This window comes from Anaeromyxobacter paludicola (assembly GCF_023169965.1).
Lineage (GTDB): Bacteria > Myxococcota > Myxococcia > Myxococcales > Anaeromyxobacteraceae > Anaeromyxobacter_B > Anaeromyxobacter_B paludicola.
Window position 1 is genome coordinate 724,874 of record NZ_AP025592.1, and the last position, 18,038, is coordinate 742,911.

The following is an 18,038-nucleotide window of genomic DNA, read 5'->3' on the forward strand; positions in this document are numbered from 1 at the left end:
CCGCATGGCGCTCGTCCGCATCGGCAAGGTGGTGAAGGCCATCGGGCTGAAGGGCTTCGTCGGCGTGGGCGGCTCCGAGGGCGCGCTCGCCGAGCTCCCGCGGGTGACGCTCCGGGCGGGCGGGGCGGAGCGGGTGCTGGCGGTGAGGGAGGCGCGGCCGCAAGGGCGCCTCTGGGCGGTCCGGCTCGGCGACGTCGCCGAGCGGAGCGGGGCCGAGGCGCTCGTGGGCGCCGAGGTGCTGGCCGAGCGGGACGACCTCGGCGAGCTGGAGGACGGCAGCCACTTCTGGGGCGACCTGGAGGGGATGCCGGTCGAGACGGCGGCCGGCGCGCCGCTCGGCGTGGTGACCGGGTTCTACGCCACCGGCGGCGTGGACGTGCTGGTGGTGAAGGGCGATCGGGAGCGGCTCATCCCGCTCGCGCCCTACGTGCAGGTGGACGGGGCGGCCAGGAAGGTCGTCGTCGATCCGCCGGAAGGCTTGCTGGAGCTTTGACGGACGAAGGAGGAGTGGCGCGGAGGTCGCCGGGGCTGGAGGCGGAGATCCTCACGCTGTTCCCGCGGATGTGCGAGGGCTACCTCGCCGAGAGCATCCTCGGGAAGGCCCGCGAGGCGGGGCTCGTCGACGTCCGGGTGCAGGACATCCGGGCGCACGCGCCCGGGCGCCACAAGGTCTGCGACGACGCCCCGTACGGCGGCGGCGCGGGCATGGTGATGAAGCCGGAGCCGCTCACCGACGCCATCGAGGCGGCGAGGGCGCGGCTGCCGGGGGCGAGGGTGCTGCTGACCAGCCCGCGCGGCAGGCGGCTGGATCAGCCGCTGGCGCGGGACCTCGCCGCGCAGGGCAGGGTGATCGTCGTCTGCGGCCGGTACGAGGGCGTGGACGAGCGGGTGATGCAGGTGGTTGACATGGAAGTGTCGCTGGGAGATTTCATCCTCACCGGCGGCGAGCTGGCGGCGCTCTGCATCGTGGACGCCGCGGCCAGGCTGGTGCCGGGAGTCCTCGGCAACGAGGCCTCCGCCGGTGCGGAGAGCTTCGAGGGTGAGCGCGGGCTGCTGGAGCACCCGCACTACACCCGGCCCCCGGACTTCCGGGGGATGAAGGTTCCGGAGATCCTCCTCTCGGGAGATCACCGGCGGATCGAGCGGTGGCGGCGGCGCGAGTCGCTCCGGGCCACCCGAGAGAAGCGGCCCGACCTCTTCGAGAGGTTCGAGCCCACGCAAGAGGACCTCCGGCTCATCGAGGCCGGAGACGACGAGCTGTAAAGGAGAGCAGAACATGCTTCGCAAGGCCATTGCCGACATCGAGCAGAAGTACGTGCGGAAGGACGTCCCCGAGTTCAGCGCCGGCGACACCGTGCGCGTGCACACCAAGATCAAGGAAGGCGACAAGGAGCGCATCCAGGTCTTCGAGGGCGTCGTCATCGCGCACCGCCGCGGCGAGGCCCGCGCCATGTTCACCGTCCGCAAGGTGAGCTACGGCATCGGCGTGGAGCGCATGTTCCCCGTCCACAGCCCGCGCATCGACAAGATCGAGGTGCTCGGCCACGGCCAGGTCCGCCGGTCGCGCCTCTACTACCTCCGGGAGCTGCAGGGCAAGGCGGCCCGCCTCGTCCAGGACGAGGGCGGCCACGCGGCCGCCGCTCCGGCCGCGGCCCCCGCCGCCGCCGAGCCGGCCCCGGCGTAGCCGGGCCCCTGGCCCGTCCGTGCGGGAGGGGCGTTGCCTCTCCCGCGCGCGCGGCCGTCCCGCCTCGCGAGCGCGCGGCGCGGTCGGCGTGCGCGCGCCTGGCGGCAGCACGCTGCGTTCATCCTCGAGCGAGAGGGGGCCCGTCCCTCTCTCGCTCGTGGCGCTTCTCCGGCCGTCGCCGGGCGAGTACCATCCGCACACGTGATCCTGCTCGAGCTCGCCGCCCAGGGGGTGAAGGGCGTGGCCCCCGCCGGCGGGCGCCTGGCGCTCCGCCCCGGCTACAACGTCGTGCCGTCGGCCGACGGCGCCGCGCTGGCGCGGCTCGTGGCGGCGCTGGTGGCCCCGGGGGAGCGCGACGGCGAGGCCCTCCCCGGCGTCGCCGCCGCTCCGGCCCGGGCGGGCGCGACGCTGGCCGGCAAGGACCGGCTGACGCTCCGCCTGGTGCGCGAGTTCGGCCGGAGCGCGCAGCTGCAGCGCTTCGATGCGGCGCGGCGCGCCTTCGCGCCGCTGGCCCAGGACCTCGCCGAGATCTCGCGCCAGCTCCTCGCCGCCGGCGCGCCCTCGCGCGCCCGCTTCGAGCGGGTGCGGATGCTCGATCCGGCCGACCTCCCGTCCCGCGCCCCGGGGGCCGGGCTGCCGCGGAGCGCGACGGCCGCCGCGCCGCGCCCCCGGCTCGCGCCGGAGGCGGCGGCGGCGAAGCTGGCGGCGCTCGCCGACGAGCTCGAGCGCGCCCGGGCCGCCGACCGGCTCCAGTTCCAGCTCGACGGGCTGCAGAGCCGGCTCTTCCAGCAGGAGAAGCTCCTCGAGGACGGCGCGCGGCTGCGGGAGGCGGTCGCCGCGGCCGAGGCCGCGCGCGCCCAGCTCGACCGGGTGGCGGCGGTGCTCGCCGGGCTGGGGGAGCTCGAGGCGCGCCTGGCCGGCCACGCCCGGGCCGTGGCGCGCCGGGACGAGGCCCTGGCGCGCGCGGCCGAGGAGCGGGGCGCGCTGGAGCGCGAGGCGGAGGCGCGCGCGCCCCGGCCGCTGCGACGCTCGCCGGTCTTCGTCGCGGGGCTGGCGCTCGGCGCGCTCGCCCTCGCGGGCGGCGTGGCCGGCGCGCTGCAGGGCAGCAACTGGCGCTACCTCGCGCTGCTCGACGTGCCCGCCTTCGGCGTGGCGGCCTGGGCGGCGCTGCGCGCCATCGGCGACCTCGAGGGCCGGGAGCGCGGCGAGCGCCGGCGCGCGCTGGTCGAGGAGTACGAGCGCAAGGCCGCCGAGGCCTACGCGAAGGAGGCCGGCGAGGTGGACGCGGCCGTGACGGCCCTGGAGCTGAAGGGGCCCGCGGCGCTGGCGGAGTCGGCGCAGCGGGTGGCCGAGGCCGACCGGGCGGTCGAGGCGGCGCGCGCGGCCCTCGCGGCCTGGGAGGCGCGCGCGGAGACCCGCGGCGCGGTGGAGGAGAAGGCGCGCGCCGCGGCGGAGCTGGCGCGGGTGGAGGCCGCCATAGCCGGGCAGGCGGGCGGCTACCTCCGCGACGCCCGCAGCATCGAGGCCGAGGTGGCGCGGGTGCAGGCGGAGCTGGCGCGCCCCCCGGCGCCGGAGCCGGCGGCCGCGCCGCGGCCCGCCGATCCGATCGGCGCCTTCCTCGCGGCCACGGCGGCGGACGGCGAGCCCGCGGGCGAGCTCCTGCGGGCGATCGGCCCGCGGGCGCGGCAGCTCGCCGGGAACCTCTCGGGCGGGCGGCTCGGGGCGGTGCTCCTCGACGCCCGCGGCGCGCTCTCGGTCGAGGCCGGCGGGCGCGCGGTGCCGGCCGCGGGCCTCCCGCCGCCGGACCAGGATCTCGTGTACCTCGCGCTCAAGCTCGCCGCCGCGGAGCGCGAGGTCGCGGGGCAGGTGCTGGTGGTCGGCGAGGTCTTCGACCGGCTCCCGCTCGCCGCCCGCCGCGCGGCGGCGGCCTTCCTGAAGCAGCTCGCCCGGGCCGGGCAGGTGCTGCACGCCACCGCCGATCCGGTCTTCCGCGAGGCGGCGGATCACTCGGCATGACCGCGCCGGCCCGAGAGCGCCGCCGGACCGGCCCGGAGGAGGCGCGGGAGCGCGCCCGCGAGGCCCGGGCCCGCGGCGCCGCGGCCGAGGCGCTGGCGGCGCGGCACCTCGAGGCCGCGGGGTACCTCGTCGTCGCCCGCAACCACCGGGCCCGGCGCGGCGAGGTGGACCTCGTCTGCCGCCACGACGGGATGCTGGTCTTCGTGGAGGTGCGCAGCCGCTCGCGCGAGGACTACGGCAGCCCCGCCGAGTCGGTCACGGTGCGGAAGGCGCGCCGGGTGGTCGCCGCCGCCGCCGACTACGCCGTGCGCCACGGCGGGCTCGACCAGCCGATGCGCTTCGACGTGGTGGCGGTGCACTGGGAGGAGCCCGGCCCGCGGCTCGAGCTCTGGCGCAACGCCTTCGACGCCGACGGCCGGCCCACGCTCTAGCGAGGTCACGTGTCCCAGGGAACCCTCTTCGTGCTCGCCACCCCCATCGGCAACCTGGGCGACCTCTCGCCCCGGGCGGCGGAGGTGCTCCGCGCCGTCCGCGCCGTCGCCGCCGAGGACACCCGGCGCACGCTGCAGCTCTTCTCGCACCTGGGCGTCCCGGCCCCGCGGATGATCTCGCTGCCGGCGTTCGACGAGCGCGGCCGGGCCGGGGCGGTGCTGGAGCGGCTCGCCGCCGGCGAGGACGTGGCGCTCTGCACCGACGCCGGGACGCCCGGGGTCTCGGACCCGGGGCAGGCGCTGGTGGCGGCGGCCTGGGAGGCGGGGGCGAAGGTCGTCCCGGTGCCCGGCCCGTGCGCGGCCGTGACCGCGCTGACCGGCTCCGGGCTCCCGAGCGACCGGTTCCTCGTGCAGGGCTTCCTGCCGCGCAAGGGGGCGGCGCGCGCCGAGGCGCTCCGGTTCCTCGCCGCGCTCCCGTGCACGTTCGTGCTCTACGAGGCCGGCAACCGGACCGGCGCGACGCTCGCCGACCTGGCGCGCGAGCTCGGGCCGCGCCCCGCCGCGGTGGCCCGCGAGCTCACCAAGCTCCACGAGGAGATCGCGCGGGGCACGCTCCCGGAGCTGGCCGCGCGCTTCGCCGGCGAGGTCCGCGGGGAGGTGACGCTCGTGGTGGGGGGCGCCTCGGAGGAGGCGGCCCGCGCCGCGGCGGCCCCCGAGGAGCCGCTCGAGGAGGAGCTCCGCCGGAGGCTGGCGGAAGGGCACCCGCCGACCGAGATCGCCCGCTCGGTGGCGCGGGCGCGCGGCCTGGCGCGCGCCGAGGTCTACGACGCCCTGCAGCGGCTCAAGGGCGAGAAGGCGCGCTAGTCGTCCGTCCCGCGCAGCCCGAGGTCCTTCATCTTCACCTGCAGGGACTTGCGGCTGATCTGGAGCCGCTTCGCCGCCCGGGTGACGTTCCCGCCGGTCTCCTCGAGCGCCCGGGTGATGAGCTCGCGCTCCAGCTCGGCCTGGGCCTGCCGGACGATCTCCTTCATCGACGCGCCGCTCGGGGCGGCGATGGCGCCGATGTGGCCCACGGCGGCGATCGGGGTGGCCGGGACGCCGGGCCGCTCCCGCAGCGCGTCGGGCAGGGACGAGGCCAGGATCTCCGGCCCGTCGGCGAACAGCACCGACCGCTCCATCAGGTTCTCGAGCTCCCGGATGTTCCCCGGCCACGGGTAGCCGAGCAGGAGCTGCAGCGCCTCGTCCTCGACCCGCTCGACGTGCTTGCCGAGCCGCTTGTTGTACTTCTCGAGGAAGTGCTGCACGAGCAGGGGGATGTCCTCGCGCCGGTCGCGGAGCGGCGGGAGCGCGATGGGGACCACGTTGAGCCGGTAGAAGAGGTCCTCGCGGAACCGGCCGTCGGCGATGAGGCTCTGCAGGTCGCGGTTGGTGGCGGCGACGAGCCGGACGTCCACCTTGAGCGTCTTGATGCCGCCCACCCGCTCGAACTCCGACTCCTGCAGGGCGCGCAGGAGCTTCACCTGCATCTCGAGCGGCACCTCGCCGATCTCGTCGAGGAAGAGCGTGCCGCCGTCGGCCAGCTCGAAGCGGCCCGGCTTCGAGGCCACCGCGCCGGTGAAGGCGCCCTTCTCGTGCCCGAAGAGCTCGCTCTCCACGAGGTCCTTGGGGATGGCGGCGCAGTTCACCTTGATGAGCGGCCGGTCGCGGCGCGAGCTGCCGCGGTGGAGCGCAGAGGCGATGAGCTCCTTGCCCGTCCCGCTCTCGCCGGTGATGAGCACGGTGGAGGGGGAGTCGGCCACCCGGTCGAGGATGTCGTAGATGGCCCGCATCGCCGGCGAGCCGCCCACCAGCGGCGCGCGGTCGCCGTCCCCCGGCCCGCCGTGGACGTTCTGGCGCTCGAGGTCGTGCGCGCGGGCCGCCTTGGCGATCACCGCCTTGAGGTCGTCCTGCTCGAAGGGCTTGGTGATGTAGTCGAAGGCGCCGGCCTTGAGCGCCGCCACGGCGCTGTCCACCGTCCCGTGCGCCGTGATGACGATGCAGGGGACGTCGGGGAACTCGGCCGAGACCCGCCGCAGGAGCTCCATGCCGCCGAGCCGCGGCATGACGAGGTCGGTGACGACCACGTCCACCGGGGCCTTCTGCAGCACCGCCAGGGCCTGCTCGCCGTCCTGCGCGGTGGTGACCTCGTAGCCCTCGCGCTTGAGCATGGCCGCGAGGACCCGGCGGATGTTGATCTCGTCGTCGACGATGAGGACGTGCGCCACGCCCCCTAGTTAGCACGGGAGGGGGCCGGGGGGCGACCGCGGCGGCGCCGGTCAGGCCGGGCGGCGGCGCCGCCGGCGGCGGATGCGCGACCCCGCCCGCGCCGGCCGGGCCGGGGCGGCCTCGCGCGGCAGCTCCGGCAGGTCCTCCCGCACGGCCGGGAAGGACAGCACGAACTCGGCCCCGCCGCCCGGCGCCTGGCGGACGCGGATCGAGCCCTGGTGCGCCTTCACGATCCGCTCGCAGATGGCGAGGCCGAGCCCGGTGCCCTTCTCCTTGGTGGTGTAGAAGGGCACGAAGATGCTCTCGCGCGCCTCCTCGGGCACCCCGGGCCCGGTGTCGCGGAACCGGACCTCCACCGCGGCGATCGGTCCGGCCGACTCGCGCCAGACCGCCGCCTCGTCGCGCGCGAGGCGGGTCGAGACCGCGAGCGCGCCGCCCTCGGGCATCGCCTGCACCGCGTTGAGCGCCAGGTTGAGGAAGACCTGCTTCAGCTGCTCGGCGTCGCACTGGACCCGCGGCAGGTCCGGGGCGAGGTCGAGCGTGAGCCGCACCTGCGGCGGCAGGTCCGGGCCGAGGAGCTGGAAGGTCCGCTCCAGGATCTGGTTCACGTGGAGCGGCGAGAGCGCGCTCTTGGCCGGACGGGAGTAGTCGAGGAACTGCGTGACCACGCCGTTCAGGCGGTTCACCTCCTCGACGATGATGGCGAGGAACTCGCGCGGGACGAGCTGCTCGTCGCTCGCCGGATCCCCGCGGCCGTCGCCCTCGCCTTCCGCGCCGCGGCGGCCCTCGCCGCCGCCGGCGGCCGGGCCGGTCCCGGGCGGCTCGGGCAGGATGAACTGGATGGCGCCCTTGATGGCCGCGAGCGGGTTGCGGATCTCGTGGGCCAGGCCGGCCGCCATCTCGCCCAGCGCCGCGAGCCGGTCGCGCTCCTTCATCTGCTGGTAGAGCTTCGAGTTCTCGATGACGAGGGCGCAGCGGTCGGCCACCTCGAGCAGCGCCGCGATCTCGTTCGACGCGAAGGCCTCGGGCACCCGCTCGTCCATGCAGGCGAGGAACCCGACCGCCCGATCCCCGGCGGTCAGGGGCATGCAGATGCCGGCCTTCATCGTCGCCATGGCGGTCCGGGCGTCGGCGAGGCGCCGGAGCTCCTCGGCGACGGCGACCGGGGCGGCGCTCGCGGCGGCGGCCTCGTCCGGCCCGGGCGGCAGGTGGGCCTTCAGCTCGGCGATGCGCCGGTCGATGTTCTCAAGGAGCAGCGCCTTCTGCCCCGAGGAGGCCGCGCCGAGGAGGGCGCGGGCGGTGGCCGCCTCGAGGAACCCCGCCGGCGGGGGGCCGCGGCTGTCGAGCAGCCGGTAGCCGGGCCGGTCCTCGGCGAGGAGCCAGAGCGAGGCGTGGGTGACGCGCCGGGTCTCGACCAGCCCGTCGAGGAGCACCGCCGCGAGCTGGCTCGGATCGATGACGTTGCCGATCCGGTCGCGCAGCCCCTCGAGCCTGCGCACCAGCTCGTAGCGCTCGCGGAAGAGGGTCGCCACCACCCACTCCTCGACCTTCTCGCGCAAGGGCTCGAAGAGCGAGAGGATCACGAAGGAGGCGACCAGGGTGTTGAAGTAGAAGAGCTCGGTCCGGTTGCCGACCCAGCTCACGAGGCCGCCGTAGATCGCGACCAGCACCAGGCCGAGCGAGGAGACCACCACGATCTTCCCGAGGAACTCGTGCAGGTCGAGCAGCCGGTGGCGCTGCAGCGTCTGCGACAGGAAGAACATGAACAGCGTGAGCACCACCGCGCCGAGCCCCTGGAGCGGGTAGGGCACGCCGAACCGCGGGAGCTGGTCGAGGGTGGAGAGCACCACCGCGATGCAGGCGCCGATGAAGAGGTAGAGCAGCCGGGCGCGCTCCACCCGCGTCGGCGCGGCGTGCAGCTTCCCCCAGAGCACGGACAGGACCACCGCGAGCCCGCCGACCACGTAGGCCGTGACGGCGAGCTTCGCGAGGCTGAGGTGCACGAGGGGCGAGGTGGCCACCGCGAAGCCGAGCAGCGAGCCACCGAGCATGGCGTTGCGGGCGCGGCGGGCGGGCCGGCGGGCGACGCCGAGGAACTCGAGGAAGAAGGCGAGGGCGGCGGTGGGCGTGAGGGAGCCCGCGACGACGGCGGTCCGCTCCCAGACGTCGAAGCCGGCCGGGGTGACGGTCCAGCGCTGGAGGAACTGCGCGAGGGAGAAGGCGCAGAGGTCGAGCGCGAAGAGCGCGAAGAGCGTGAACACCCGTGGCCGGCTCTGGCGCAGGAGCGCCGCGCCGGCGAGCGCCAGGGTGACGATGGCGCAGAGGAGGGAGGCCTGGGTGCGGATGTCCACGGGCGGATCCTATGCCAAGCGGGGCGCCGGGTCGCGCCCCGCGGGCGTGCCGGCGGGCGGACGGGCGCCGGAAATGGCGAGCGGCCCCCGCGCGTTGCCCGGAGGCCCGCGGCCCGCCGCGCGGGGGTGGCTTGACCGCTGGCCCCGGCGGGTCCATGAGAGTGCCTCGATGACCGCCGTCCTCGCCCTGGCCGCGCTGCTCGCGGCCGCTCCCCCGCCCGCTGCCCCGGCGTCCGAGCCGCCGCACGCCTGGTTCACCCCGGCCGAGCTCGCGCCAGTCTTCGCGGGCTCCCTCGTCCGCGCCAAGGCGGCCTACGACGCCAACCGGTACGCCGAGGCGGCGGCCGGGTTCGCCCACGCGCGGGCGCCCGAGGCGCGCTACCTCCGGGCGGTGTCCCTGGTGGAGCTCTCGCGCGGCGACGAGGCCGGCATCGCCCTCGCCGGCCTGGAGCAGGAGCTGCCGGCCCTCGCCGATCGGGTCTGGTGGTGGCGCGGGCGGGCGCGGGAGCTCTCGAGCCAGCCGCGCGAGGCGCTCGAGGCGTACGCCCGGGTGCCGCAGGGCTCGCTCTTCTTCGCCCAGGCCCAGCTCGCGCGGGCCCGGGTGCTGCGCGAGCTCGGCGAGGCGGACGAGGCGCTCGCCGCGCTGCGCCCCATCCTCTCGACGCCCGCGCCGGACGAGCCGACCCGCGGCGATCCCGCGGCCGAGGCGCTGCTCCTCTCCGGCGAGCTGCGCGCCGCCCGGGGGGAGCCGGTCGAGGCGGCCCGGGCCCGGCGCGACTTCCTCGACTGCTGGGCGGCGCACCCGCTCACGGGCGTCGCACCGGCCTGCCTCGTGGCGCTGCGCCGGCTCCCGGGCGACGCCGGACGGCCGCCGCCGGTCGAGGACGTGGTGCGGCACGCCGAGAGCCTCGTGGAGGCGAACCGCAACGACGCCGCGCTCCGGGACCTCGCGCCGCTGCTCCCCGGGCTCCCGCCGGCCGGGCCGGGCGAGGCGCTCTCGTGCCGTGCCCGCTTCACGGCCGGGAAGGCGCTCCGGCGCACGCGGCAGCACACCCGGGCCGTCGAGGTGCTCCGCCCGGTGGCCGAGCTGTGCGACGAGGGCGGGCTGCGCGCCCGCGCGGCCTACCTGCTCGCCCAGTCGGCGCTCGTCCTCTCGCCCGAGGAGGGGATCGCCGCGTACCGCCGCATGGCGCGCGACTTCCCGGATCACGGGCTCGCCGACGACGCGCTCTTCTACGCCGCCGACCAGCTCGCGCGGCAGGGGCAGGCCGACGAGGCCCGGCAGGTGCTCTCGGATCTCCTGACCCAGCACCCGGCGACCGAGTTCCGCGCCGAGGCGCTCTTCCGGCTGGCCTGGATGGAGAAGCGGGCCGGGCGGCTCGACCGGGCGGTCGAGGCGTTCGCGAAGCTCGAGCAGGAGTTCCGGGACCGCGATCCGTACGAGCACGCCCGGGCCGGCTACTGGCGCGCCCGCTCCCTCGCCGCCCGCGGCCAGCCCGCGGACCGGGAGGAGGCGCGCGCCGCCTTCGCCGCCCTCGCGTCGAGGTACCCGGCGGACTACTACGGCCTGCTCGCGCGGGCCCGGCTCGCCGAGCTCGCGCCCGGGGAGCGCTTCGCCCAGGCGACGCTCCGGCTCCCGCCCTCGCCCGAGCAGTTCCGCTACGACGCGGGCGCGCTCGCCGCCGATCGCCACTTCCGCGCCGGCGTGCGGCTCCTGCGCATGGGGCTCCCGCGCGCCGCCGCCGAGGAGCTCCGCGCCGCGGATCGCCGGCCCTTCGCCGCGGGCGATCACGACGCCGCGCCGGAGCCGCTCCTGCTCCTCGCCGAGCTCCTCGACCGCGCCGACGACCATCGGGCCGCGCACAACCTCGTCCGCACCGCCGGGCGCGCCGCGCTGCGCGAGAAGCCGGAGGGCCAGGCGCTGCGCATCTGGCGCATCGCGTACCCGCCGGCGTTCCGGGGGGACATCGAGCGCTGGTCCGGCTCGGCCGGCGTCCCGGCCGATCTCCTGCAGGGGCTCATGCGCGAGGAGAGCGGGCTCGACCCGCTCGTCGTCTCGCCGGCCGGCGCGGTGGGGCTCACCCAGCTCATGCTCCCGACGGCGCGGCAGGTGGCGCGGCGGCTCAAGCTCCGCCCGCCCACGCCGGTGGACCTCACCCGCGGGCCGCTCAACATCCGGCTCGGCGCCGCCTACCTGGGGCAGCTCTTGCAGCGGTTCGAGGGCTCGCCGGCGCTCGCCGCCGCCGCCTACAACGCCGGCCCGAACGCGGTCGGCCGCTGGCTCAAGGCCCAGGGCTCGCTCGCCTTGGACGAGTTCGTGGAGGAGATCCCGCTGCAGGAGACCCGGGGCTACGTGAAGCGGGTGCTGCGGTCCTACGGCGCCTACCGGCTCCTGTACGGCACCGGCGGCGAGCCGCCCATCGCCCTGTCCCAGAAGCTCCCCGGCCAGTCCTGAGCCGGCGCGGTCCGCCCCGGCCGGCGGGCCGGCGGCGCCCCGGCGCTGCCCGCTCGGCCGGACCCCCGTGGCAGGGCGGGCTCGCGGTCGCTAGCTTGAGCGGGGATGCTCGACTCCGCCTGTCTCGTCCTCAACCGGGTCTACCAGCCGGTCCACGTCACCTCGGTGCGGCGCGCGTTCGCGCTGCTCTACCAGGGGGCCGCCAGGGCGATCGACGAGCAGTTCCAGCTCTTCGACTTCGAGAGCTGGAGCGCGCTCTCGGCCGCGGCGCACGACTCCATCGGCACGGTGGGGCGGCGGCTGCGGGTGCCGCGGGTGGTGGTGCTCACCCGCTACGACCACCTCCCGAAGAACCGGATCCGCTTCTCGCGGTTCAACATCTACGCGCGGGACGACAACACCTGCCAGTACTGCGGGCGCCGGTTCTCCCGCGCCGACCTCAACCTCGATCACGTGGTGCCCCGCTCGCGCGGCGGCACCACGAGCTGGGACAACGTGGTCTGCTCCTGCGTGCCCTGCAACCTGCGCAAGGGCGGGCGGACGCCGGAGGAGGCCCACATGCACCTCCTGCGCGCCCCGGTCCGGCCGCGGTGGACGCCCACCTTTCGACACCTCTCCCGACGCGCGTTCCACCGTGAGTGGCGCCCCTACCTCAGCCTGGCCGAGGCCGCCTACTGGAACGTGGAACTGTTGGATTGACGGCCCCGCTGGGCTACCATCCCGCGCGGAGGGCCGCGCCCGTGAAGCCGACGCCCCTGACGAACGAGGTGGTCTGGACCGGCCGCGCCCTGCGCGAGGCCAGGGTGGGCCGCGGCGTCTCGCTCGAGCAGCTCGCCGAGCGCACCCGGGTGTTGAAGCGGCACATCGAGAACATCGAGGCGGACCGCTACGCCGAGCTGCCGGCGGCGGTCTACCTGCGCGGCATGCTGGTCGGGATCGCGCGCGAGCTCCGGCTCGACTCGCTCAAGGTGGTGCGCGCCTACCTCGCGGCGCTGGAGGCGGCGCCCCCCGCCGCCGAGCCGCCCGCGCTGCGGCCCGCCGGGCCCGGGCGGTCGCGTCGTTGACCCCCCGCGCGGCTGGCCCTACCATCGGCGCATGCAACCCCTCATCGAGACTCCCGAGCAGGCGCAGCGGCTGGCGCGCGCCATCTGCTCCGACATCTCGCTCTACAACGTCGAGAAGATCGTGAAGGGCATCGAGGAGGACACCTTCTTCGACGCGCTCCACGACGAGCTCGAGGAGGGGCGGGAGCTCTACCGGTCGCGCCTGTCGCCGTCGCTGTACGCGCGGAGCAACTACTACGATCGCGCCATCTGCGACGTGATCCTGGCGCGGAAGAAGAGCGTCCGCTCCCGGATCTGGTGAGCCCTGGCCGAGCTCCGCACAGCGCGCGTGCCGGCGGAGCTCGCCGGGACGCGCCTCGACGTGGCGGTGACCCGCCTCGCCCCCGACCTCACCCGCTCGCGCGTGCAGCGGCTCCTCGCGGACGGCGCGGTGCGGCTCGACGGGCGCGCCGCCCGGCCCGCGGCGAAGCTGCGCGGGGGCGAGGAGCTCACCATCGAGCTCCCCGACCCCGCGCCGTCGGGGATGCTCGCCCAGGACCTCCCGCTCGCGGTGCTGTACGAGGACCGCGACCTGGTGGTGCTCGACAAGGCGGCCGGGATGGTGGTCCACCCGGCGCGCGGCACGCCCCACTCGACGGTGGTGAACGCCCTCCTGCACCGCTTCGGGCAGGGGCCGGGCGGCGAGCGGCTCGGGCTCGTGCACCGGCTCGACAAGGACACCTCCGGCTGCCTGGTGGTCGCCAAGACCGAGGCCGCCCTCGCCGCGCTGCAGGCCGCCTTCAAGGCGCGGTCGGTGGAGAAGACCTACCTCGCGCTCTGCCACGGCGTGCTCGCCCCCGCCGGGAGGCTCGACACCTTCTACGGCCGCCACCCGACCGACCGCACCCGCTACACCAGCAAGGCGCGCGGCGGGCGGCGGGCGGTCACCGAGTGGAAGCTCGTCGAGCGCTTCGGCGACGCCGCCTGCCTCGCCGAGGTGGCGCTCCACACCGGCCGGACGCACCAGATCCGCGTGCACCTCTCCGACGCCGGCCACCCGCTCGTGGCCGACGCGGTCTACGGCGGGGCGCGCCGAGAAGCGCGGCTCCCGGAGGATCACCCGGTGCGCCGGGCCGCCGCCGCGCTGGGCCGCCAGGCGCTGCACGCCGCCCGGCTCGCCTTCGACCACCCCCGCACCGGGCGGCGGCTGCGCTTCGAGGCGCCGCTGCCGGCCGACTTCCTGCGCGCGCTCGCGGTGCTCCGGGCCCCGCCCGCCTAATCGGGGCGGCGCGCGGCGAACCGCCGCATGACGCCGCTGCTCCGCCGGCCCTCGGGCAGGACGCGGAACCCCGCCGCCGCGACGGACGCCTCGGTGTCGCGGTTGGGCCGGCAGCCGCCGGAGAGCCGGGTCCAGAGCGGCTGGAGCCGGTCCTGGAGGCGGGCCTCCCAGGGGCGCAGCGACCGGACGTGCTCCAGGGCGCGCAGGGTGCCCCCGGGGGCGAGCACCCGGCGCAGCTCCGCGAGCGCGGCGGCGGGGTCGTCCACGCTGCAGAGCACGAGCCCGCTCACCACCGTGTCGAAGGCGCCGTCCTTGAACGGCAGGGCCTCGGCCCGCGCCCGCACCAGCGGGACGGGCGCGCGGCGGCGGGCGCGCGCGAGGTTCTCGGGGTGGGGGTCCACGCCGACCGCCGCGCGGCGCGGATAGAAGGGCAGGTCCCGGCCGGTCCCGCAGCCGAGGTCGAGGATGCGCCCGCGCGCGCCGCCGGCGAGCCAGGCCCGCCAGCGGCCGAGCCCGGTGCGCTCGACCGCCGCCATGAAGGCGTCGTACAGCCAGGGGATCCGCTCCAGTCCGCGCATCACTCCCGGTACCCCTCGGCCTGGAGCCGGAACAGGCCGGCGTAGCGGCCGCCCTTCTCCATGAGCTCGCGGTGCGAGCCCAGCTCCTCGAGCCGGCCCTCGCGGAGCACCGCGATCCGGTCGGCGATGCGCACGGTGGAGAAGCGGTGCGAGATGACGATGGCGCTGCGGTCGGCGGCGAGCGCCCGGAACCGCTCGAAGAGCTCGTGCTCGGCCTCGGCGTCGATGGACGCGGTGGGCTCGTCGAGGATGAGGACCTCCGCCTCCTCCCGCATGAAGGCGCGCGCCACCGCGAGCTTCTGCCACTGCCCGGCCGAGAGCTCGTGCCCCTTCTCGAACCAGCCGCCGAGGACCGTCTCCCAGCGGAGCGGCAGGGCGGCGATCACGCCGTCGGCGCCGCCCCGCCGCGCCGCGGCCTCGATGCGCGGGAGGTCGTCGAGGTGCGCCGGCTCGCCGAGGCCGATGTTCTCCGCGGCGGTGAACTGGTAGCGGACGAAGTCCTGGAAGACCGCGCCGACGCGGGCGCGCAGGTCGGCCGGGTCCATGTCCCGGAGATCCACGCCGCCGTAGCGGATGCTGCCCTCCGTCGGGTCGTAGAGCCGGAGCAGCAGCTTCACGAGCGTGCTCTTGCCCGCGCCGTTCTCGCCCACGAGCCCGAGCTTCTCGCCCGGCGCCAGGGTGAGCGACACGTCCCGCAGCGCCCACTCCTCCTGCCCGGGGTAGCGGAACGAGACCCGGTCGAGCTCGAGCGCGAGCGGCCGGCCGCGCGGGGGGGCGCGCGGGGGCAGGGCGCGGGCGGCCTCGCCGCCGGTGGGGATGCCGAGGTAGGCGAAGAGCTCCGACATGTAGAGCGCGTCCTCGTACATCGTGGTCACCGCGGAGAGGACGTTCTGGACCGCGGTCTGGCCCTGCCGGAAGACGGTCAGGTAGAGCGTCAGGTCGCCGAGGGTGATCTCGGCCCGGGCGGCGCGTGCCGCGACCAGGGCGTAGCAGCCGTAGAAGGCGGCGAGCGAGAGGAGCCCGAAGAGCACCCCCCAGCCCATGCGCCGCACCGCGAGCGCGCGGTCCTCCTCGTAGAACTTCCCGAAGAGCGCCCGGTAGCGGGAGAGGACGAGCGGGCCGAGCCCGAAGAGCTTCACCTCCTTCACGTGGCTGTCGCGGGTGAGGATCCACTCGAGGTAGTTGAGCCGCCGCCCCTCGGGCGCCCGCCAGGTGTTGACGCGGAAGGTCTCGGCGGCGAGCCGGGCCTCGGCCAGGAAGGCCGGGATCGAGGCGGCCACCAGCACCGCCACGCTCCAGGGGGAGAGGCGCACCAGCAGGGCCGAGAGGGCGGCCAGGGTCACGGTGTTCTGGATGACGGCGAAGGACTGGACCACCAGCGAGAGCGGCCGGGCGGAGGCCTCCCGCCGCGCGTTCTGCATCTTGTCGTAGACGAGCGAGTCCTCGAAGTGGCGCAGCTCGAGGGCGAGCGCCTTCTCGAGGATCCGCTCGTTGACGAGGTTCCCGAGCCGGGCCCGCAGCAGCTCGCGCTCCAGCGAGGAGAGCCGGGCGGCGGCCATGGCGGCCGCCATCAGGCCGAGCTCGAGGAGCACGAGCCCGACGACGCGCCCCTCGCCGGCGCCGGGCGCGCCGCGGGAGGCGGCCACCACCGCGTCCACGATGAGCTTGCCGACCCAGGCGATGCCGGCCGGGAGGACCGCCGCGAGCGCGGTGAGGCCGGCGAGCAGCAGCGCCCCGGCGCGGTCGGCCTGCCAGACGAGCCGGAAGGTGCCGGGCGCCTGGGCGAAGCCCGCCGCGGCCCCGGCGAGCCGATCGCGGAGCCGCTGCGGACGCTCGCCGCGAGGCGCGCGGAGGTGCCTGGAGGAGGCGCTCGTCACGTCCGCCGCTCGATAACTCCGGCGCCTCGTGCCGGCAACGCGACCCCCGCTTTATTTCTGGTTGGCATCGTCGTATGAGAGGCGGCGATGACGTTCCCCGAGCCGAAGAGCGACGCCACCGTCGCCACCAAGCCCGCGAAGTGGTCCATCGATCACGCCGCCCAGTACTACAACGTCACCGGCTGGGGCGCCGGCTTCTTCTCGATCAACGAGAAGGGGCACATGGTCGTACACCCCATGGGCCCGGGCGGCCCCACCATCGACGTGATGGACGTGGTGGAGGACATCCAGGAGCGCCGGCTCGGCTTCCCCTGCGTGGTGCGCTTCCAGGACGTGCTCCGGGCGCGGGTGAAGAGCATCAACGAGACCTTCGGGCGGGCCATCGCCGAGCTGGGCTACGGCGGCCGCTACTACGGCGTCTTCCCGATCAAGGTGAACCAGATGCGGGAGGTGGTGGAGGAGGTGCTCGACGCGGGCGCGCCCTACCACTACGGCCTCGAGGCCGGCTCCAAGGGCGAGCTGCTCATCGTGCTCGCGATGAACACCGACCCCGAGGCGATCACCGTCTGCAACGGCTACAAGGACGAGGAGTTCCTGCGCCTGGCGCTCCTCGGCCGCAAGCTCGGCCGCAAGATCGTGGTGGTGATCGAGAAGCTCTCCGAGCTGCCGCACCTGCTCCGGCTCTCCGACGAGATGCAGGTCGAGCCGATGATCGGCCTCCGGGTGAAGCTCACCACCAAGGGCACCGGCAAGTGGGAGGGCTCCTCCGGCGACTTCGCCAAGTTCGGGCTCACCGTGCCGGAGCTCATCGACGCGGTGCGCATCCTGAAGGAGAAGGGGCGGGAGTCCTGCGCCCGGCTGCTGCACTTCCACGTCGGCAGCCAGCTCACGGAGATCCGCGTGGTGAAGGACGCCGTGAACGAGGGCGCCCGCGTCTACGCCAAGCTGCGCAAGATGGGGCTGCCCATCGACTACTTCGACATGGGCGGCGGCCTCGGCGTGGACTACGTCGGCAGCCACTCGGCCGGCTTCTCCTCGTCGATGAACTACACGCTCGAGGAGTACGTCTCGGACGTGGTCTACAACGTCCAGCGCATCTGCAAGGACGAGGAGGTTCCCGAGCCGAACATCGTCTCGGAGTCGGGCCGCGCCATCACCGCGCACCACGCCTGCGTGCTCATGAACGTCTTCGGGAGCATCGAGATCGGCTCGCCCGAGGAGATCGCGCTCGCCTCCCAGCCCCGCCCCGACGAGCCCGACGTGGTGCGGGAGATGCGGGAGATCGTGGACTCGCTCTCGCCGCGCAACAAGGCCGAGGCCTATCACGACGCCGCCGCCAAGAAGGAGGAGGCCCTGCAGATGTTCAAGCTGGGCATCCTCGGCCTCGAGGAGCGCGCGCTGGTCGAGACGCTCTTCTGGAAGCTCTGCCACGGCCTGGTGGCGCTGAACCGCGGCAAGAAGCGGCTCCCGCGCGACACGCGCGACCTCGGCGACAAGATCGCCGACCAGTACATGGCGAACTTCTCGCTCTTCCAGAGCGCGCCCGATCACTGGGCCTTCGATCAGCTCTTCCCGGTCGTCCCCCTGCACCGGCTCGGCGAGGCGCCCACGCGCGACTGCACCATCGTGGACATCACCTGCGACTCGGACGGCAAGATCGAGCAGTTCATCGAGGGGGAGGGCGTGGACGAGACGCTCTCGCTCCACCCGCTCCGCAACGGCGAGCCGTACTTCATCGGCCTGTTCATGACCGGCGCCTACCAGGACGTCATGGGCGACATGCACAACCTCTTCGGCCGGGTCAACGAGGTCCACGTGTTCGTGGACGACGAGGATCCGGAGGACTTCTACATCGAGGAGGTCATCCCGGGCGACACGGTGAAGGACGTGCTCGCGAGCGTGCAGTACGACACGCCCGACCTCGCCCGCCGCGTGAAGGGCGCGCTCGACCAGCGGGTGAAGGAGGGGGTGCTCCGCCCGAAGGAGGGGGTGCAGCTCCAGGACTTCTACGAGTCGGTGATGCGGGGGTACACGTACCTGTCCGGTCTGTAGGCGCGCC

Annotated in this window: 16 protein-coding genes; 12 read left to right on the forward strand and 4 right to left on the reverse strand. The window is 75.3% G+C overall.

Annotated elements, in window-relative coordinates:
- Positions 1 to 4 precede the first annotated feature (4 nt).
- The 6 genes from rimM (at position 5) to rsmI (ending at position 4,995) form a co-directional block, all read left to right on the forward strand.
- Positions 5 to 493 (forward strand): ribosome maturation factor RimM, encoded by a 489-nt coding sequence (gene rimM, locus AMPC_RS03285; protein WP_248344305.1) that lies wholly within the window; start codon positions 5 to 7, stop codon positions 491 to 493.
- Between the two features lie 68 nt (positions 494 to 561).
- Positions 562 to 1,263, forward strand: a complete 702-nt coding sequence (trmD, locus tag AMPC_RS03290) for a tRNA (guanosine(37)-N1)-methyltransferase TrmD (protein ID WP_248346393.1) — start codon at positions 562 to 564, stop codon at positions 1,261 to 1,263.
- Positions 1,264 to 1,276: 13 nt separating this feature from the next.
- Positions 1,277 to 1,684, forward strand: coding sequence for a 50S ribosomal protein L19 (rplS, locus tag AMPC_RS03295; RefSeq protein WP_248344306.1), 408 nt, complete (start codon positions 1,277 to 1,279; stop codon positions 1,682 to 1,684).
- Positions 1,685 to 1,885: 201 nt separating this feature from the next.
- Positions 1,886 to 3,700, forward strand: coding sequence for a hypothetical protein (locus AMPC_RS03300; RefSeq protein ID WP_248344307.1), 1,815 nt, complete (start codon positions 1,886 to 1,888; stop codon positions 3,698 to 3,700).
- Positions 3,697 to 4,131, forward strand: a complete 435-nt coding sequence (locus AMPC_RS03305) for a YraN family protein (RefSeq protein ID WP_248344308.1) — start codon at positions 3,697 to 3,699, stop codon at positions 4,129 to 4,131. The genes AMPC_RS03300 and AMPC_RS03305 overlap by 4 nt, the downstream gene beginning before the upstream one ends.
- 9 nt (positions 4,132 to 4,140) lie before the next feature.
- The gene (gene rsmI / locus AMPC_RS03310) at positions 4,141 to 4,995 is read left to right on the forward strand and encodes a 16S rRNA (cytidine(1402)-2'-O)-methyltransferase (protein WP_248344309.1); all 855 of its coding nucleotides are present in this window, start codon (positions 4,141 to 4,143) and stop codon (positions 4,993 to 4,995) included.
- Here rsmI and AMPC_RS03315 read toward each other — a convergent pair.
- Both AMPC_RS03315 and AMPC_RS03320 read right to left on the reverse strand, forming a co-directional pair.
- Positions 4,992 to 6,395 (reverse strand): sigma-54-dependent transcriptional regulator, encoded by a 1,404-nt coding sequence (locus AMPC_RS03315; RefSeq protein ID WP_248344310.1) that lies wholly within the window; start codon positions 6,393 to 6,395, stop codon positions 4,992 to 4,994. The two genes, rsmI and AMPC_RS03315, sit on opposite strands and share 4 nt — an antisense overlap.
- Before the next feature lie 51 nt (positions 6,396 to 6,446).
- The gene (locus AMPC_RS03320; protein ID WP_248344311.1) at positions 6,447 to 8,747 is read right to left on the reverse strand and encodes an ATP-binding protein; all 2,301 of its coding nucleotides are present in this window, start codon (positions 8,745 to 8,747) and stop codon (positions 6,447 to 6,449) included.
- Between the two features lie 169 nt (positions 8,748 to 8,916).
- On the opposite strand from AMPC_RS03320, the gene AMPC_RS03325 reads away from it, so the two are divergent.
- The 5 genes from AMPC_RS03325 to AMPC_RS03345 all read left to right on the forward strand — a co-directional run bounded on the left by AMPC_RS03325 (position 8,917) and on the right by AMPC_RS03345 (position 13,524).
- A complete protein-coding gene (locus AMPC_RS03325) occupies positions 8,917 to 11,202 on the forward strand; it encodes a lytic transglycosylase domain-containing protein (protein WP_248344313.1) in 2,286 nt (761 codons plus the stop codon).
- Between the two features lie 105 nt (positions 11,203 to 11,307).
- Positions 11,308 to 11,901: an HNH endonuclease gene (locus tag AMPC_RS03330; RefSeq protein WP_248344315.1), complete on the forward strand. Its 594-nt coding sequence runs from the start codon at positions 11,308 to 11,310 to the stop codon at positions 11,899 to 11,901.
- A gap of 41 nt (positions 11,902 to 11,942) precedes the next feature.
- Positions 11,943 to 12,266, forward strand: a complete 324-nt coding sequence (locus AMPC_RS03335) for a helix-turn-helix domain-containing protein (RefSeq protein WP_248344317.1) — start codon at positions 11,943 to 11,945, stop codon at positions 12,264 to 12,266.
- A gap of 31 nt (positions 12,267 to 12,297) precedes the next feature.
- Positions 12,298 to 12,567, forward strand: coding sequence for a hypothetical protein (locus tag AMPC_RS03340; protein ID WP_248344319.1), 270 nt, complete (start codon positions 12,298 to 12,300; stop codon positions 12,565 to 12,567).
- Between the two features lie 27 nt (positions 12,568 to 12,594).
- The gene (locus AMPC_RS03345) at positions 12,595 to 13,524 is read left to right on the forward strand and encodes an RluA family pseudouridine synthase (RefSeq protein WP_248344321.1); all 930 of its coding nucleotides are present in this window, start codon (positions 12,595 to 12,597) and stop codon (positions 13,522 to 13,524) included.
- Here AMPC_RS03345 and AMPC_RS03350 read toward each other — a convergent pair.
- Both AMPC_RS03350 and AMPC_RS03355 read right to left on the reverse strand, forming a co-directional pair.
- Positions 13,521 to 14,102 (reverse strand): class I SAM-dependent methyltransferase, encoded by a 582-nt coding sequence (locus tag AMPC_RS03350; protein ID WP_248346395.1) that lies wholly within the window; start codon positions 14,100 to 14,102, stop codon positions 13,521 to 13,523. The two genes, AMPC_RS03345 and AMPC_RS03350, sit on opposite strands and share 4 nt — an antisense overlap.
- Positions 14,102 to 15,979 (reverse strand): ABC transporter ATP-binding protein, encoded by a 1,878-nt coding sequence (locus tag AMPC_RS03355; RefSeq protein ID WP_248344323.1) that lies wholly within the window; start codon positions 15,977 to 15,979, stop codon positions 14,102 to 14,104. The genes AMPC_RS03350 and AMPC_RS03355 overlap by 1 nt, the downstream gene beginning before the upstream one ends.
- A gap of 87 nt (positions 15,980 to 16,066) precedes the next feature.
- Here AMPC_RS03355 and speA point away from each other — a divergent pair, with 87 nt between their 5' ends.
- On the forward strand, positions 16,067 to 18,031 hold the full coding sequence (gene speA, locus AMPC_RS03360; protein ID WP_248344325.1) for a biosynthetic arginine decarboxylase: 1,965 nt from the start codon (positions 16,067 to 16,069) through the stop codon (positions 18,029 to 18,031).
- Positions 18,032 to 18,038 lie beyond the last annotated feature (7 nt).

Bases quoted from the DNA above. Each gene is read 5' to 3' on its own strand.
- rimM (WP_248344305.1), top strand. From the start codon at position 5: ATGGCGCTCGTCCGCATCGGCAAGGTGGTGAAGGCCATCGGGCTGAAG.
- trmD (WP_248346393.1), top strand. From the start codon at position 562: ATGTGCGAGGGCTACCTCGCCGAGAGCATCCTCGGGAAGGCCCGCGAG.
- rplS (WP_248344306.1), top strand. From the start codon at position 1,277: ATGCTTCGCAAGGCCATTGCCGACATCGAGCAGAAGTACGTGCGGAAG.
- AMPC_RS03305 (WP_248344308.1), top strand. From the start codon at position 3,697: ATGACCGCGCCGGCCCGAGAGCGCCGCCGGACCGGCCCGGAGGAGGCG.
- AMPC_RS03325 (WP_248344313.1), top strand. From the start codon at position 8,917: ATGACCGCCGTCCTCGCCCTGGCCGCGCTGCTCGCGGCCGCTCCCCCG.
- AMPC_RS03330 (WP_248344315.1), top strand. From the start codon at position 11,308: ATGCTCGACTCCGCCTGTCTCGTCCTCAACCGGGTCTACCAGCCGGTC.
- AMPC_RS03340 (WP_248344319.1), top strand. From the start codon at position 12,298: ATGCAACCCCTCATCGAGACTCCCGAGCAGGCGCAGCGGCTGGCGCGC.
- AMPC_RS03350 (WP_248346395.1), bottom strand. From the start codon at position 14,102: ATGCGCGGACTGGAGCGGATCCCCTGGCTGTACGACGCCTTCATGGCG.
- speA (WP_248344325.1), top strand. From the start codon at position 16,067: ATGACGTTCCCCGAGCCGAAGAGCGACGCCACCGTCGCCACCAAGCCC.